Annotated in this window: 12 protein-coding genes; 11 read left to right on the top strand and 1 reads right to left on the bottom strand. The window is 36.8% G+C overall.

The window, feature by feature from the left end; translation table 11 throughout:
- The first annotated feature begins 4 nt into the window (after positions 1-4).
- The 4 genes from J5J05_RS11790 (at position 5) to J5J05_RS11805 (ending at position 5,336) form a co-directional block, all read left to right on the top strand.
- On the top strand, positions 5-1,606 hold the full coding sequence (locus J5J05_RS11790; protein WP_208560865.1) for a xylulokinase: 1,602 nt from the start codon (positions 5-7) through the stop codon (positions 1,604-1,606).
- A 16-nt stretch (positions 1,607-1,622) separates the two neighbouring features.
- The gene (locus tag J5J05_RS11795; protein ID WP_208560866.1) at positions 1,623-1,844 is read left to right on the top strand and encodes a hypothetical protein; all 222 of its coding nucleotides are present in this window, start codon (positions 1,623-1,625) and stop codon (positions 1,842-1,844) included.
- Between the two features lie 243 nt (positions 1,845-2,087).
- On the top strand, positions 2,088-4,037 hold the full coding sequence (locus J5J05_RS11800; RefSeq protein ID WP_208560867.1) for a glycoside hydrolase family 127 protein: 1,950 nt from the start codon (positions 2,088-2,090) through the stop codon (positions 4,035-4,037).
- Positions 4,038-4,058: 21 nt separating this feature from the next.
- Complete coding sequence (locus J5J05_RS11805) at positions 4,059-5,336, top strand: glycoside hydrolase family 27 protein (protein WP_208560868.1); 1,278 nt, start codon at positions 4,059-4,061, stop codon at positions 5,334-5,336.
- Between the two features lie 54 nt (positions 5,337-5,390).
- Here the strand turns inward: J5J05_RS11805 and J5J05_RS11810 are convergent, their stop codons facing one another.
- On the bottom strand, positions 5,391-6,032 hold the full coding sequence (locus J5J05_RS11810; RefSeq protein ID WP_208560869.1) for a pentapeptide repeat-containing protein: 642 nt from the start codon (positions 6,030-6,032) through the stop codon (positions 5,391-5,393).
- Between the two features lie 166 nt (positions 6,033-6,198).
- Here J5J05_RS11810 and J5J05_RS11815 point away from each other — a divergent pair, with 166 nt between their 5' ends.
- The 7 genes from J5J05_RS11815 to J5J05_RS11845 all read left to right on the top strand — a co-directional run bounded on the left by J5J05_RS11815 (position 6,199) and on the right by J5J05_RS11845 (position 15,741).
- The gene (locus J5J05_RS11815) at positions 6,199-9,483 is read left to right on the top strand and encodes a DEAD/DEAH box helicase (protein ID WP_208560870.1); all 3,285 of its coding nucleotides are present in this window, start codon (positions 6,199-6,201) and stop codon (positions 9,481-9,483) included.
- A 104-nt stretch (positions 9,484-9,587) separates the two neighbouring features.
- Positions 9,588-9,935, top strand: a complete 348-nt coding sequence (locus J5J05_RS11820) for a GRAM domain-containing protein (protein WP_208560871.1) — start codon at positions 9,588-9,590, stop codon at positions 9,933-9,935.
- Positions 9,936-10,052: 117 nt separating this feature from the next.
- Entirely contained in the window at positions 10,053-10,988 is a 936-nt protein-coding gene (miaA, locus tag J5J05_RS11825) for a tRNA (adenosine(37)-N6)-dimethylallyltransferase MiaA (RefSeq protein ID WP_208560872.1), read from the top strand.
- A 4-nt stretch (positions 10,989-10,992) separates the two neighbouring features.
- The gene (hflX, locus tag J5J05_RS11830) at positions 10,993-12,228 is read left to right on the top strand and encodes a GTPase HflX (RefSeq protein WP_208560873.1); all 1,236 of its coding nucleotides are present in this window, start codon (positions 10,993-10,995) and stop codon (positions 12,226-12,228) included.
- Positions 12,229-12,473: 245 nt separating this feature from the next.
- On the top strand, positions 12,474-14,720 hold the full coding sequence (locus J5J05_RS11835) for a methyl-accepting chemotaxis protein (protein WP_208560874.1): 2,247 nt from the start codon (positions 12,474-12,476) through the stop codon (positions 14,718-14,720).
- Positions 14,721-14,746: 26 nt separating this feature from the next.
- The gene (locus tag J5J05_RS11840) at positions 14,747-15,223 is read left to right on the top strand and encodes a chemotaxis protein CheW (RefSeq protein WP_208560875.1); all 477 of its coding nucleotides are present in this window, start codon (positions 14,747-14,749) and stop codon (positions 15,221-15,223) included.
- Between the two features lie 35 nt (positions 15,224-15,258).
- Positions 15,259-15,741 carry a chemotaxis protein CheD gene (locus J5J05_RS11845; protein WP_208560876.1) on the top strand — a complete coding sequence of 161 codons (483 nt, stop codon included), beginning with the start codon at positions 15,259-15,261 and terminating at the stop codon, positions 15,739-15,741.
- Positions 15,742-15,770: the final 29 nt, after the last annotated feature.

Raw genomic sequence — 15,770 nt, forward strand, 5'->3', positions numbered from 1 at the left:
TATAATGTCATTTAAAACAAATAATAAAGTAATTGATCAGAACACCTTATCTTTAGGTATAGAATTTGGTTCTACTCGAGTTAAAGCCGTTTTGATAAACGATCAATTCGCACCAATTGCAAGTGGCGCTTATGATTGGGAAAATAAGTTGATCGACGGCTATTGGACTTATGATTTAGATGAAGTATGGTCAGGCCTGCAAATTGCCTACAAAGAGCTGTTTGAAAACGTTAGAGCTGAATATGATGTCAAATTAACCAAGGTAGCTTCTATCGGCTTTTCTGGTATGATGCATGGTTACTTATCATTTAACAAAAACGCAGAGTTACTCGTTCCTTTTAGAACTTGGAGAAATACGACAACGGATGCTGCTTCGAAAAAATTGACTGAGTTATTTGCGTTCAATATTCCACACCGTTGGACGATTTCCCATTTATATCAAGCTATTTTAAATAAAGAAGCTCACGTAAAAGAGATTGATTTTGTGACAACACTTGCTGGCTATGTTCATTGGAAGTTGACGGGAGAAAGAGTCGTTGGTGTTGGAGAAGCAGCAGGGATGTTCCCAATCGATAGTGAAATAATTGATTTTGATAAGAAAAGAGTTGCTCAATTTAATGAACTTGAAGAGGTAAAATCATTTGATTGGTCGATAACAGAGATTTTTCCGAAAGTTTTAGCTGCTGGTAGTGTGGCGGGTAAACTTTCAGAAGAAGGTGCTAATCTGATTGATCCAACCGGTCACTTAATGGCTGGAATTCCATTTTGTCCTCCAGAAGGGGATGCTGGAACGGGAATGGTTGCAACAAATTCAGTAGCAGAAAGAACAGGAAATATTTCAGCCGGTACTTCTGTATTTTCAATGATTGTATTAGAAGAAGCTTTATCAAGTTATTATGAAGAAATAGATATGGTTACTACCCCGACAGGTAAACCGACCGCTATGGTACATTGCAATAATTTCACTACAGATATTAATGCGTGGGCAAAATTATTTGGAGAATTAATCGAGGCACTCGGATTGTCCGTTGATAAAAACCAATTATTTACAACGCTATTTGAACAATCACTAAAAGCGGATTCTGATGGCGGAAAATTAGTTAGTTGTAATTATTACTCTGGAGAACCGATTACTGGACTTGAAGAAGGTCGACCTCTATTTGTACAAATGCCAGATAGTGTGTTATCACTCCCTAATTTTATGAGAACACAAATTTATTCTGCACTAGCTACTTTGAAAATCGGTATGGACATTCTAACATCAAAAGAAGATGTACGCGTAGATCAACTACTAGGACACGGTGGCTTCTTCAAGACGAAATACGTTGGTCAAAAAATGATGGCAGACGCTTTAAATGTACCTGTGACGGTAATGGAAACTGCTGGAGAAGGTGGTCCTTGGGGCATGGCCCTATTGGCTGCTTACTTGCTTAGGAAGCAGGATGGAGAGACACTTGAAGCATTCTTAGATAAACAAGTATTTTCTTCAGAGGTACCGAATACAGTAGAACCTTCCAAAGTTGAATCAAATGATTTTGAAGAATTCATGAAAAGGTATACAATGATGTTGGACGTGGAGAAACAAGCCGTTCAATCTTTAAAATAATGGAAGGATTGATAGTATGCAAAATGGTCCTATAGAAGGAAACGCTAATCCAGATGGAATAAATAGTCCAGCTAGTTTGGCGGCAGCTAGAGAAGCTGGTCGTTATAGCGATTCCGAACAAGAGATGAATGAAGAGGAAAAAGAAAAAGATACCAAGCCAGAAGATTTTGAATCATTTAATGTAGAAAAAGTCGATGAGTTAAATAAAGAAAAAGAAGACTATACAAATCACGAATAATTATCTTAATTGATTAATATTAAGATGGATGCCCCTTGAAAGATAGAGTATTTACTCATCTTTCAAGGGGCATTTTAATCATGCTTAAAAATTAAGAAAACGCTTGCTTAAGGATAGAAGATGTTATACTATTGTTTTGAAGGTACGTACAAATAACCCTTTTGTTTACAACGTAATTTTGATTAACATCAATTCATACGTACAATATCATTTTATAATTCATTTTAATCGGAGGAATAAAGTATGTTAGATTCAACAATAACAATTAATGACGAATTTTGGAAGCGTTATATCGATTTAATCAAAACTGAAATGATTCCATTCCAGTGGAATGTATTACATGATCAAGAAGATATCAAAATTGACAAAGAACGTGATGACGCAAGTATTCCATCCGAGAAAAGTCATGCGATCGAAAACTTTAGAATCGCTGCTGGTCGCTCAGAAGGGCATCATTACGGCTGGTTATTTCAAGATTCAGATGTGTACAAATGGCTTGAGTCAGCTGCAAATGTCTATAAAATAACCAAAGATGAACATTTGAAACAAATGATGGATGAAGTAATTGATCTCATTCAAGATGCGCAAGAAGATGACGGCTATCTCAGTACGTTTTATCAAATCGATGCACCTCAACTTAAATTCCGAAGATTATTTGAGAGTCATGAACTTTATTGTGCCGGCCATTTAATTGAAGCTGCTGTTGCACATTATCTTGCGACTGATGATGATCGCTTAATTGAAGTTGTTAAGAAATATGTTGAATGTACCCAAACTCATTTTGGACCTGAAGAAGGTAAAATCAATGGTGCTGATGGTCATCAAGAAATCGAACTGGCTTTGGTTAAGTTATACGAAGTTACAAAAGATGAATCTTATTTGAAATTAAGTGAATGGTTCCTTGAAGTTCGTGGTCAAGATCCTGATTTCTTTAAAAAGCAGATGGAAGAAAATCTTGCACGAGGATTAGATAATCGCGACTCCATTATTATCAATAATGTTTACCATCAATCTCATAAACCAGTAACTGAACAAACAGAAGCAGTGGGACACGCTGTGAGATTAGTCTACATGGCTGCGGCTATGGCCGATGTCGCTTATCATACTAAAAACGATAAACTTTTTAAAGCAGCTAAAAAAATATGGAAAAACATTGTGAAGAAGAGAATGTATATCACTGGTGGCGTAGGATCAACCGTTAACGGAGAAGCCTTTACGTTTGATTTTGATCTTCCTAACGACACGATGTATTGCGAAACTTGTGCAGCTATCGGATTGATGTTTTTTGCCAAAGCGATGATGAAAAACGAAGTAGATGCCGAATATGCACATGTTCTTGAGCGTGCACTCTACAACTCAGTAATAAGCGGAATGGCTTTAGATGGAAAACATTTCTTTTATGTCAATCCACTAGAAGTCAAGCCAGAATCCAGTCAATATGATCCAGCTAAGAGTCATGTAAAAGCGACTAGACCATCTTGGTTTGGATGTGCTTGTTGTCCGCCGAATATTGCTCGAACATTGACATCGTTAGAGCAATACCTTTACGACACAACGTCTGATAAATTGTATATTAATCTATTTATGGATCATACTGGTACAGTTGACTTGAATGATCATAAAATTGACGTAGAACAAGTCGTATCTTTTGAAGAAGAAGGTTCTATAGAGATTTCATTAGATGCTCCATCTGATTTTGTAGCGGGCATTCGCATACCTACATGGGTGGATGATTTAAGTATCAAAAATGAAACAGAAACGATTGAGTATACTATCGAAGATGGGTATGCCTTAGTAAATGTCTCTGGTAAGACAAAGCTAACCGTTACATTCTCTATCCCTGTTATCATGCACCAAGCAAATCCTAAAGTAAGAGACGATTTAGGAAAAGTCGCTTTACAAAGAGGCCCATTTGTTTACTGTCTTGAAGAAGAAGATAACGGAAACGATTTGCACTTGAATAAAATCAAAGAAGTTGTCTTTGCTGAGAAGAGGACAGACCCGGTTCTTGGTGACTTTGTTGCACTTAAAGCCGAAGGTGAAAAACAAGTCATTGATGATGAATGGGAAAATACGCTTTATCGACCATATCGTCAACCAAGCTATACTGAAAAAGACTTAACCTTTATCCCTTATCATTTATGGGCTAATCGTTCGGTTGGTGAGATGAGTGTTTGGATAGGGAAAAAATAATAGACTATAAGGAGTTTCTTAATGAAAGCATTTAGAACATGGGCACAGACTCCACCAAAAGGGTGGAATAGCTGGGACTGCTTTGGAGCTGCTGTCACGGAAGAGGATGTCCGTCAAAACGCTGCATATATGGCAGAACATTTACTAGATTATGGATGGGAATATGTCGTGGTCGATATCCAATGGTATGAACCCAATGCGGATTCTTCTGTTTATCATCCTTTTACAGATCTTGAAATGGATGAATATTCTAGATTGATACCAGCTGTCAATCGTTTCCCTTCTGCTAAGGAAGGAGCTGGGTTCAAAGAACTTGGAGAGTACATTCACTCGCTTGGCTTGAAATTTGGTATCCATATTATGAGAGGGATTCCAAGACAAGCTGTTCATCAAAATACACCAATCAAAAATTCAACTTATACAGCTAGAGATATTGCAAAACCAAATTCTATCTCTCCATGGAATACGGACATGTATGGGGTTGATACAAGCAAACCGGGGGCAAAAGAATACTATGCTTCTTTAATAGAACTTTATGCTTCATGGGGCGTGGATTTCTTGAAAATCGACGACATTGCTGATTCGAAATTATATGGTGGTCATATTGATGAGATTGCGCTTATTAGAGAGGTCATTGATGAGTCGGGTAGAGAAATCGTACTCAGTTTATCACCGGGACCAGCATCTTTAGAACATGGTAGTTTTCTTCACAATCACGCTAATATGTGGCGCTTGACGGATGATTACTGGGATAATTGGTGGCAGCTTTATGAAATGTTTGAAAAGAGTGCTAAATGGTCTCCATTCGTTAGACCAGGAAACTGGCCAGATTGTGATATGTTGCCGTTAGGTCATATTGGTGTGAGATCTTTAGATGGTGGTGGCGGAGATAGAATGACTCGCTTTACTAAAGCTGAGCAAAAATCTATGATGTCACTTTGGTCGATATTTAAATCACCATTAATGTTCGGAGGGCATCTACCAGATAATGACGATTGGACCTTGTCGCTACTTCAAAATAAAGACTTGCAAGAGCTGATTGAATTGGGACATGGGGGTTATGAAGTATCTAGAACAGATGATATCGTTATCTGGTATAGTAAAACGGAAGCGCACGAATGGATAGCCGTTTTCAACTTGAATGACGAAACGAGAAACGTAGAACTGAATACTAATGACTTACTTGAGTATCCTGCTAAACAGCTCGAAGAGATCTGGTCGAAAAATCAAATAGCTGTTCAGGATACTACTAAGTTAATGATTGAACCACATGATGTAAAACTATTCAAAACGATTTAATAGAAAAGGATCAATGAGACAGTGAGAACCTGTTTCTTTGATCCTTTTTAATCGCTAATCTTTAATGACAAGCCCAAGTAATTGTAAAAAGCCTAGCGCTTGTTCACTATTGACGATTGCGCCACGTATATTTTCTGTATCGACGACTATTTTCTCAAAGGTAGACGTTCTGAGATTTACACCTTTTAATGAAGTGTTTGAGAAGCGAACACCAGTCATTTCAGAATGATCGAATTGCATATTTTTTAATTTGTTTTCATAAAAGTCTGCTTCTCTTAACCGACAAGTATCGAAGCGAACGTTTTTATGCTTAGCATAAGCAAAGCCAGCTAAATCTAAAACGCATTGATTGAATTGAACATCCTCTAGAAAGCTATCACCAAAAGAGACACCATTCATTCTGCAATGCTGAAAAGAAACTTGTTTAAGTGCTGACTCATTTATCTCTGCATTAATGCATTGACAATGATCAAATAATACATCTTTAAAATAAGCATTTGGGATATTGATAAAATCGAATTGCACATTTCTGAAAACCATATTTTTAAACTCAACATTTCTTACAGAATTTAGTTGAATCGTACAATTTTCAATAAGTACATTTTCTAGTATAGGATCTTCATAATCGATCAGTGCCTCGAAATCTCCTACAGGTAGATGATCTGGAATAGTTGGTTCGATAATTTTTTTTGCCATGTTGGACTCCTTTTTTACGATTTCTGTAAAATTAGTTTATCTCTTTATCTAATGTGTTACAAGTAGAGGAAATGTTTGGTATAATAAAAAGATGGTTAAAGGTAAGCACAGTTAAACGATTTTATTTAAATAAATACCGTTCAAAATGGTTAAAAGGATGACATGCATGTTCAAAAAGCAATTTTTTCCGGAAAGTACAGTTAAAAGTCTCGCGACCAATACCAATGTATTTGCTGAGGGTGTTAAACTTTCAACCGATCAGGCAGTAAAACTTGTTTCGGTGAATGATAAGGAAAGTACCTTGACTTTTACAGTGGAAGATCACAAAAACGAGCAAATCAATCTAAGATTTTATCCAAACGGCGTAGCAAAAAAATATCATTGTACATGCGTGCCATTCGAAAAACATTCGGGTGCTTGCAAGCATGTTGTAGCTAGTATGCTACAAGCTAATCTCGTCCAACAAGATGATTTGAAAAAAGCAATCCGTTCGAATCCAGGAGCAGCATTAAAAGAGCCGATGTTCTCCTACAAAAAAAGTGAAGAAGCATTAAAGCAACTGATTCAAGTATCTAAACAAGAAATTTCAAGACAAACAAATGATTATCGAAATCAATCATTAAAATTTGAGTTTATATTGAATATTAGTGGAACGGGTTATGCCTATGCTTATGATCTATTCATGAAAGTCGGTTTAGACAGACTCTATGTCGTTAAAAATATTCCACATGTCATTTCTGAAATACTAGAAGGCCGTCCTTATGAATTCGGTAAGAATTTTACGTATGACCCTTACCAGCATGGACTAAATCCAGCAGATCGTAAAATGCTCGAAGTGCTTTATGATGTTTATCAACTTGTTCGATCAGCCACGCCTGTTGGCTATACAAATTCTTATCAGAACAAGAGTGATATAGAAATTCCTTCGAGAAGTTTGAAATTAGTCTTGAAAAATTTGGAAAGAACAGATGGCGGCTTTGTGAGGTTTGGGCGACCACCTAAGCATCTCATGAAGTTGAGTGATTTGGATAAGCTGTTGATTACTGAATCGTTTGAACGTTTTCCATTGAAATTCCAATTAGAAAAGAAAGATCAGCTTTACCATTTTTCTATTTCTGAAGAAGATACTGAAGAGCTAGAAATGAATTTTCACCGTGGTGCTAACGTTGTAGAATGGAATCATGAATTCTTCTTTTTGACGTCTGAGCAGTATAAACTACTAAGTAACTTAATGGAAGTTTTTAATAAAAATAATAAAGCACCACTCGTCATGCGTTCTAGAGATTTAACTGAGTTTGCTTCAACTGTCCTTTCTCAATTATCTTCTTTCTTGGAGATTGATGTCAAAGATGAAGTTAAACAAACCGTATACCGAGAAGATCTTGTAGCGCAGTGCTATATTGATACGCTAGATGACCAGTTATTGATCAGTCCTGTATTTAAATATGGGGAACTAACGATTTTCCCTCTTAAAGATGAACCGATAGAAGAGTCTATGGAAAAAGTGGTTATTAGACAATTGATTCGTGAAGATGGCTTATTAAGGTTGGCACATGAATGCTTGAGTACTGCTGTTGTAAAAGACGGTCACTGGGTGCTAGATTCTCTCGATGAGTTGAGTGAATTTCTTTACGAAAGTCTGCCTATCTTGGCGGAACAGTTTGAGATTTTCATGTCTACGAATGCGAAACAACTTGTTTATGAGCCAAGAACAGCTCCTTCGATATCCATTGAATTGAATCGTAATTCTAATTTGCTTGACATTAACTTTGAAGCAGAAGATATCGAAGCGGATGACTTAAAAGAGTTGATTAGACAGCTGAATAATAATAAGCATTATTACCGTTTATCTAATGGGAAAATTCTTAATTTAAGAGAAGAAAAATTCAAACAGTTAAATGAAACAGTTCAAAAGATGGATATAGACACTGAAGATATTAAGGAAGAAATGACTGTCCCATTATTCCAAGGATTGACTGTACTTGAAGATGCGATCATTAACAAAGGGAACCAGTTTAGAAAATTGACGCAACAGCTTCTTGAGCCGCAGAGTCTTGATTTTGAGATTCCAGATCAATTGAACGCTGACCTAAGACCGTACCAGAAAACAGGATTTAATTGGTTGAAATCACTCGATCATTATGGTTTCGGAGGCGTATTAGCTGATGATATGGGATTAGGGAAGACACTACAGACGATTACTTTCTTATTATCGAAAGTGAAAGAAGTAGGGGGACAATATTTAATCATTTGTCCGTCAAGTGTTCTTTATAACTGGCAACATGAATTTCAGAAGTTTGCACCTGAAATTAAAACGATGCTGATCGCAGGTTCGATTGAAGAAAGAGAAGCCGCTATTGAGCAATCGTCAGAACAGAATATTCCAGTGCTGATTACAAGTTATCCATTGATTCAAAGAGACTTTGTTCTTTACAAAGATCATGATTTTAAAACGATTATCTTGGATGAATCGCAAAACGTCAAAAATAGTTCTGCCAAAACGACACAAGCTGTTTTACACTTGAAGTCAGATACGAAATTCGCCTTATCGGGTACACCGATAGAAAATAACCTTGGTGAGTTATGGTCTCTATTCTCAATCGTTCAGCCAGGATTATTCAAAAGTAGAAAAGCGTATAAACAAACAACACAAACGAGAATCGCTTCCAAAATAAGGCCTTTTGTCTTAAGAAGACTAAAACGAGATGTATTAAGTGATCTACCAGCCAAAACGGAAACCACTGAATACATTGATTTATCTCCAGAGCAAAAACGGATTTATCAATCACAATTAACGATGATTCGTGAAGAAGTTAAAGGCATGATCAAAGATAATACGTTTGAGAAGAATCGTATACGTGTGCTTGCTGGCATGACCAGATTAAGACAGATTTGTTGTGATCCTTCATTGATTTCTTCTGACTTTGAAGGAGATTCTTCAAAACTGGAACGCTTACTAGAATATTTAGAAGAAGCTCGTTTGAACGGCAAGCGTGTTGTTCTCTTCTCACAATTTACTTCTATGCTAAGTATCATAAGAGAACGTTTAGATAAAATAGACGTTGATTATCATTATTTAGACGGACAAACGAAAAATGAAGACCGTCTAAAACTAACAACTAGATTCAACATGGGCGAAAAAGATTTATTCCTGATTTCTCTGAAAGCTGGGGGAACGGGACTAAACTTAACTGGTGGCGATACTGTTATCTTGTATGATTCTTGGTGGAACCCAGCTATTGAGGATCAAGCGGCTGACCGTGTCCACCGGTACGGACAGAAAAATGCTGTGCAGGTCATTCGTTTGATAGCGACCGGAACAATTGAAGAAAGAATCAATGAATTACAGGCTAAAAAGCGTGAGTTGATTGATGATGTAATTGAAACAGGCAACGAGAAGACGATTACGAGTTTATCTAAAGATGAAGTGCTGAATCTATTAAATGATTAATGTCGTATCTGAGTCATAAGTGTCAATGGTTGTATAACTTTCTTAGAAGTTCTAAGATAAGGCTGTAATTCATTATGAATGAATGTATAGAGAAGGTGTGTAAAATGGAAAACAAGACAATTGGTTTAGCGTTACCACCTGAAGAATCAATCATACTCGAAAAACGAGCTAACAAGAAAAAGACATGGTTTAATTATTTGGGTGGTAAAATAGTTTTAACGAACGGTGCGGTATATTTTAAACCTCATAAATTTAATACATCTTACGATATCACAAGAGTTCCCTTAAAAGACATTCATGTATTAAGGAAAGGGTCTTCTTTTAAACTCATACCTAACCGAATGATTATCGGAGACCAACAAGGTACGGAACATGTTTTTGTTGTCTCTAATCGTGAGGCATTCTTTCATGCATTAGAAACACAATTAAGAAACAAAGAAGTGAAAAAATAAAATTAGGCGGTGACTTCTACTGAGGTTGCTGCCTTTTTCTTTCATTCAAACGACTAAGATTTGCTTCTATTCCTATGTTATACTGTCTAATAAGGCCACGTCTAATGGAGGGAAATAGTGAAAGATAAATTAATCATCATCGTTGGACCGACAGCAGTTGGGAAAACGAGTTTAAGTATTGAATTGGCAGAACGAATTGGTGGGGAGATCATCAGCGGTGATGCTATGCAAGTATATAAAACCCTAGATATAGGAACAGCGAAAGCGACCCTTTCTGAGCGTGAGCGTATCCCTCATCATTTGATTGATGTTGTAGAGCCAGAAGAACCGTACACGGTCTCTGATTTTAAAACATTAGCTTCAGAAAAAATTGATGAAATTATTGGTCGCGGTAAAGTACCGATCATTGCTGGTGGGACAGGATTATATATTGAATCTCTTCTATATAATGTCTCACATGGCGGCGAAGCTAAGCCAGATCTACAATATCGTGAAAGCTTAGAGAAAAAAGTTGAAATGGAAGGGAAGCAAGTAGTATGGGAAACGTTAAATGAAGTTGATCCTGAAGCAGCCGCTACTATTCATCCTAACAACGTGCGAAGAGTCATTCGAGCGCTAGAAGTTTTTCAAACAACTGGCAAACGGTTTTCTTCTTTGCAAAAAGAGAAACAACAAAAAGCACCTTTATATGATGCCTATATGATTGGCTTAAGTACGGACAGAGAAAAATTGTATCAGAGAATCAATCAGCGTGTTGATCTTATGGTGGAGCAAGGGTTATTTGACGAAGCCAGCAGATTGTTTCGTGAAGTTTCAAAAGATGCTCAAAGCGTTAAAGGCATTGGCTATAAAGAATGGTTACCTTATATAGAAGGTTTAGGTACTTTTGAAAGTAGTGTAGAATCGATTAAACAGCAGTCAAGAAGATATGCAAAAAGACAGTTGACTTGGTTCCGAAATCGTATGGAAATCAATAGTTGGTGGGATCTCGTTGAATATCCTACACAAATCGAACTATTAAATGAAGAAATAAAAAGATTTTTAAGGACGTGATGGTATGAAACAAGAAGAAGAATATGAAAAAGTCGTTATTGTTGGCATACAGACTAAAGAAACAGACAGTCAATTTAGGTATTCATTAAACGAACTCAAGCAACTCGTTGAAAATGCGGGCGGACAAGTTGTGGGAGAGTTGACTCAAAAGCGAGATCGCCAAGATACTAAAACGGTTATTGGAAAAGGGAAAATGACAGAGCTGAAACAGTTAAGTGAAGAAGTTGAAGCCTCGACGATCGTGTTCAACCAAGAGCTCTCGCCTAGAAATGTCAGAAACATTCAAGAAGAAGTCGAAGCAAAAGTAATTGATCGGATTCAAGTGATTTTAGATATCTTTGCTTTACGAGCTCAGAGTAAAGAAGGTCGATTGCAAGTTCAGCTAGCGCAACTTTCTTATTTATTGCCAAGGCTCGCTGGTCAAGGTGTGAACATGTCTAGGCTAGGTGCAGGTATTGGAACAAGAGGACCCGGTGAAACGAAACTAGAAACAGATAGACGACATATTCAAAGACAAGTGACAGATATCAAGCAAGAACTAAAAAAAATCGAATCTCATCGTGAACGTAGTAGAGAATTACGAAAACAAAGTAATGTTTTTCAAATTGGCCTGATTGGATATACAAATGCCGGTAAATCAACCGTTCTAAATATTACAACGGACACGGGCACTTATGAGAAAAATCAATTATTTGCAACGTTGGACCCATTAACAAGGCAAGTAGAATTACCTTCTGGCTTGAAAGCGACGATGACCGATACGGTAGGCTTTATTCAAGATCTACCGACTCAGTTGATTGAGTCCTTCCAGTCAACACTTGAGGAATCTAAGGAAGTCGATTTATTACTGCATGTAGTGGATGCTTCAGAAGATAACATTCAAGGGCACGAACAAACTGTTTTAGATCTTTTGAAAGATTTGGGTATGGAATCTATTCCGCGCTTAACGATATACAATAAAAAGGATTTGACAGATGGTCAATTTCAACCAACCCTTTACCCAAACGTTTTGATATCTGCTAAAGATCCATATGACCTCGACGTTTTGTATACGCAGATCGAAAAAAGCATCAAAGAAGAAATGGTTCCTTATTCAATAGAAGTTTCTCATGCACGAGGAGATTTGCTTGTTCAACTAAGAAACGAAACGATTATTGAAAGACAGCTCTATGATGAAGAGAAACAACATTACTTTGTAGAGGGCTATGCTAAAAGAGAATCTAAATGGAATCGTTATTAATGCTAACTCGATTGAACGAAGTACCTTCGTTCAATCGAGTTTTTTTATTAGGTCATTAAATTTTTTTGCGTTATGAGTAAATTATTCACATATTGTTCAAACTATGACTTTAGGAAGCTTTTTATTTCGAATTCAAACTAAACTTTTCGTGAAGATAGCCGATAGTACTAGTAATCAGATAAATCATTATCCAAAACATATTCATTCTAGTACATATAGTACTAAAAAAGGAGATTGATAAATTAATGGAAAAGAGAAACAAGGTCAAGAAACAGTTTAATAAGATAGATTGGTCAAAAATGAAGCGTTCCAAATCTAGAAAATCGGATAAAAAAAATGATCATAAGAGTGTGAGATGGCCTGTGACATTAGGGTTGACCATTGCGATGTTACTACCTGTTCTGGCTACATTATTATTTTCATACATACAAACTTCTCACATTTTAACGCAACGAATACAAGAGCAAGAGCGACAGATTACGACGAACGTCGTAAAGACAATCGATAACGCCGCTCTAGCAGCAGAATCTACGATTGAAAGACTCGCAATGGACGCGACACTCAATCAGGTTTCATCAGGAATCGAAGCAGCCAAGTCTGATTTGAGTTCGAAATTGCAATATATTTCGACAGGTAATCGTTACATTTCAGATGCTTATTATATATCAACCGGAGATAATCCTGACTATATATCAACGCTTACACTTGATGATACAGATAATCTTTCGGAAACCTTACCTTGGTTGACAGCCGCTACTGAAGCGAATGGTCTTCAATGGTCTCAACCATATGAATTAAAGAATAAAACAAGAATGACTGTGTCTAGACCTCTAGTTGCTGGTAGAGAAGTTATAGGTGTTTTGGCGGTCGATCTCGATTTAGAAACGATTAAAGCAGACGTACGAAGTGCAGAAATCGCCGAAACGGGATCTATTCAAATTTTCACCAATGATGGGACGCTATTAGCTTCTCCTGAAGAAAGTATTATTGGGCAAAATTTTAAGGATACACCATTTTTTCAATCAGCAAACGAAGTGAGTGCAGATAATGCTAACGGATTTGTTTATGACGAAACAGTCAATAAGAACAAATTTGGGATTTATTTTGAAAATATAAGTTCATTAGGGCTTAAAGTTTTCGGAATGGTGACCGAGAATGAAATGAACACTGAAATTAGTGCATTAAATAAAATGGTGCTCATCATTACAATCTTCACGATCATCTTAGCAGCGTTTATTTCTTATTTTGCAACAGGTATCATTATTTCCATTGCCGTAACCCTAATGAAATCGTTCAACGAAATTCGTAGAGGAAATTTAACGTATCGATTGGATTTCAAAACAATGGTTGCTGGTAATAACCCATTTACGGCTATTACGCAAAAGCTTTCTAAGAAAAAAGCAAAAGAAGCGATGGCACAGAAAGAAGACTTAGATCCTAAAGGTAATGAGATTCATCAAATTGGACTAGCTTTCAATGAAACGATGAGTACATTTGAAGAAACGATTACTTTCATTCAAGGAAATAGCTTTGAAGTTTCAGAAATGGCTACTTCTTTGACAGAATTATCAGATCAAACAAGACAGGCAACAGCAGAAGTGGCAGAAACGATTACAGGTGTCGCTGAAGCAACCAGCACACAAACACAAGATACCGAAACCACTGCTAGTCAAATGAATGATTTATCGCAAGCATTAAATGAAATCAATGATGCTGTCGGAAAAATGGGCGAACACGCAGATACAACAATGGTATTAAATGGTAGCAACATTTTTGCGACACAAGATGTGGATACCAATTGGAAAACGACATTAACCACAATGAACGATCTCAAATCTCAAATCGAAGAAGTAGATGGAGATATTCAAAACATTGAAGGAATCGTCAATGCGATTACTAATATCGCTAAGAAAACCAACTTACTTGCATTAAATGCTTCTATAGAAGCAGCACGTGCGGGTGAAGCTGGAAGAGGTTTCGCAGTCGTAGCTGAAGAGATACGCAGTTTAGCTGAACAAAGTGCCCAGTCTTCTAAAGATATCCAACAGATTATTCATATGGTTCAAGGAAAATCTACAGATATGGTTGAACACTTAGAAGATACGAACCAAGGCAGTGAAATACAAACACAGAAAATTGAAGAAGCCTTAACAGCTTCTGAAAATGTTGCAAGTTCACTTGAGCAATTAGTTGCGAGTATGATTGTAGTGATGCAATCTTCATCTGTTATTAATCAAAGTAAAGATGAAGTCGTTTCACAGTTGGAAAATATAGCAGCTTCTGCTGAAGAAAACTCTGCAGGCACGGAAGAGGTTTCTGCCAATGCTGAAGAAATTTTAGCAACAATGGAAGATTTCTCTACCCATATCAATAAGCTGGAAGATGTTGCAGAGACACTTAAAAAATCTGCTGAACGCTTTGAGATCAACAGTACAAAACCAGTTGAAGAATCCGAAATAGATGAACAAGGGTATATGCCTGAACTCACATAGAGAAACAAGAAGGAATGAGGAAAAAAATGAATAAACATATATTATTTAGAGTTGGTGAGCAAGTTTATGCCATTTCAATTGCTGACACAGACAGAGTTGTACATGTAGAGAATTATACGATCGTCCCCGATGTATCTTCTTACGTTATCGGTATGCAAGACATCGAAGGTACGATTGTACCAATGATTGACTTATCCGAACGATTCTTCAATCAACGATTAGAAAGTTATGATCAGTCTGATACAGTTGTGGTCAACTGGAAAGAAGAAAAAGTTGGATTGACAGTAAATGAAGTTCTTTCAGTAGAAAGTTATAGTGATGAACAGATTTCTGAGAAAGAACAAACAACGCAAAAAGTTGATGGTGCTTCTACGTCATATATTTCAGCGTTTGTTCAGACGAAAGACGGTATTGTTCCTATTCTAAATCCTCACGCACTATTCAGTGCAGCTCAGGCTGAAGAAATGCAAGCGCTACTTGCTATCAACAATATACAAAACTAAAGTAATCGCTTAGTAGAATAACGGAGGAAAACACCATGTCTGAACAAGTGAAAGTGGGTATATCAGACTATAAAATCTCAGAATCACCCAACCAACTCGTTACAATCGGTTTAGGGTCTTGTATTGGTATTGCTTTACACGAACCAGTTACGAAAGCCGGTGCACTTATTCATATCATGTTGCCTGAAAGTACAGGATTTAAAGATACCACTAAGTGGGAAAAATTTGCAGATTTAGCTATTCCAAAAGTTGTCGATGAATTGAAAAAAAAGACAGGAAAGAAAAAAATCGTTGCTAAAATCGCAGGCGGTTCTAGCATGTTCTCTTTTAATAACAAAAACGATACGATGCAAATTGGTAAGAGAAATACACTAGCAGTTGAAAAAGCATTGAAGGATTTAGGCATTCCGATTCTTGGAGATCATACTGGCGGCAAAATGGGACGTTCAATGTTTGTGGATTTAGAAACGTTTGAAGTAACTGTTCGAATGGTTAATCGAGAGCTTCATATTTTATAAAGTAAAGGTGTGCAAAAAGTATACGAGTA

The sequence above is a fragment of the Marinilactibacillus kalidii genome (assembly GCF_017599325.1).
GTDB lineage: Bacteria > Bacillota > Bacilli > Lactobacillales > Carnobacteriaceae_A > Marinilactibacillus > Marinilactibacillus kalidii.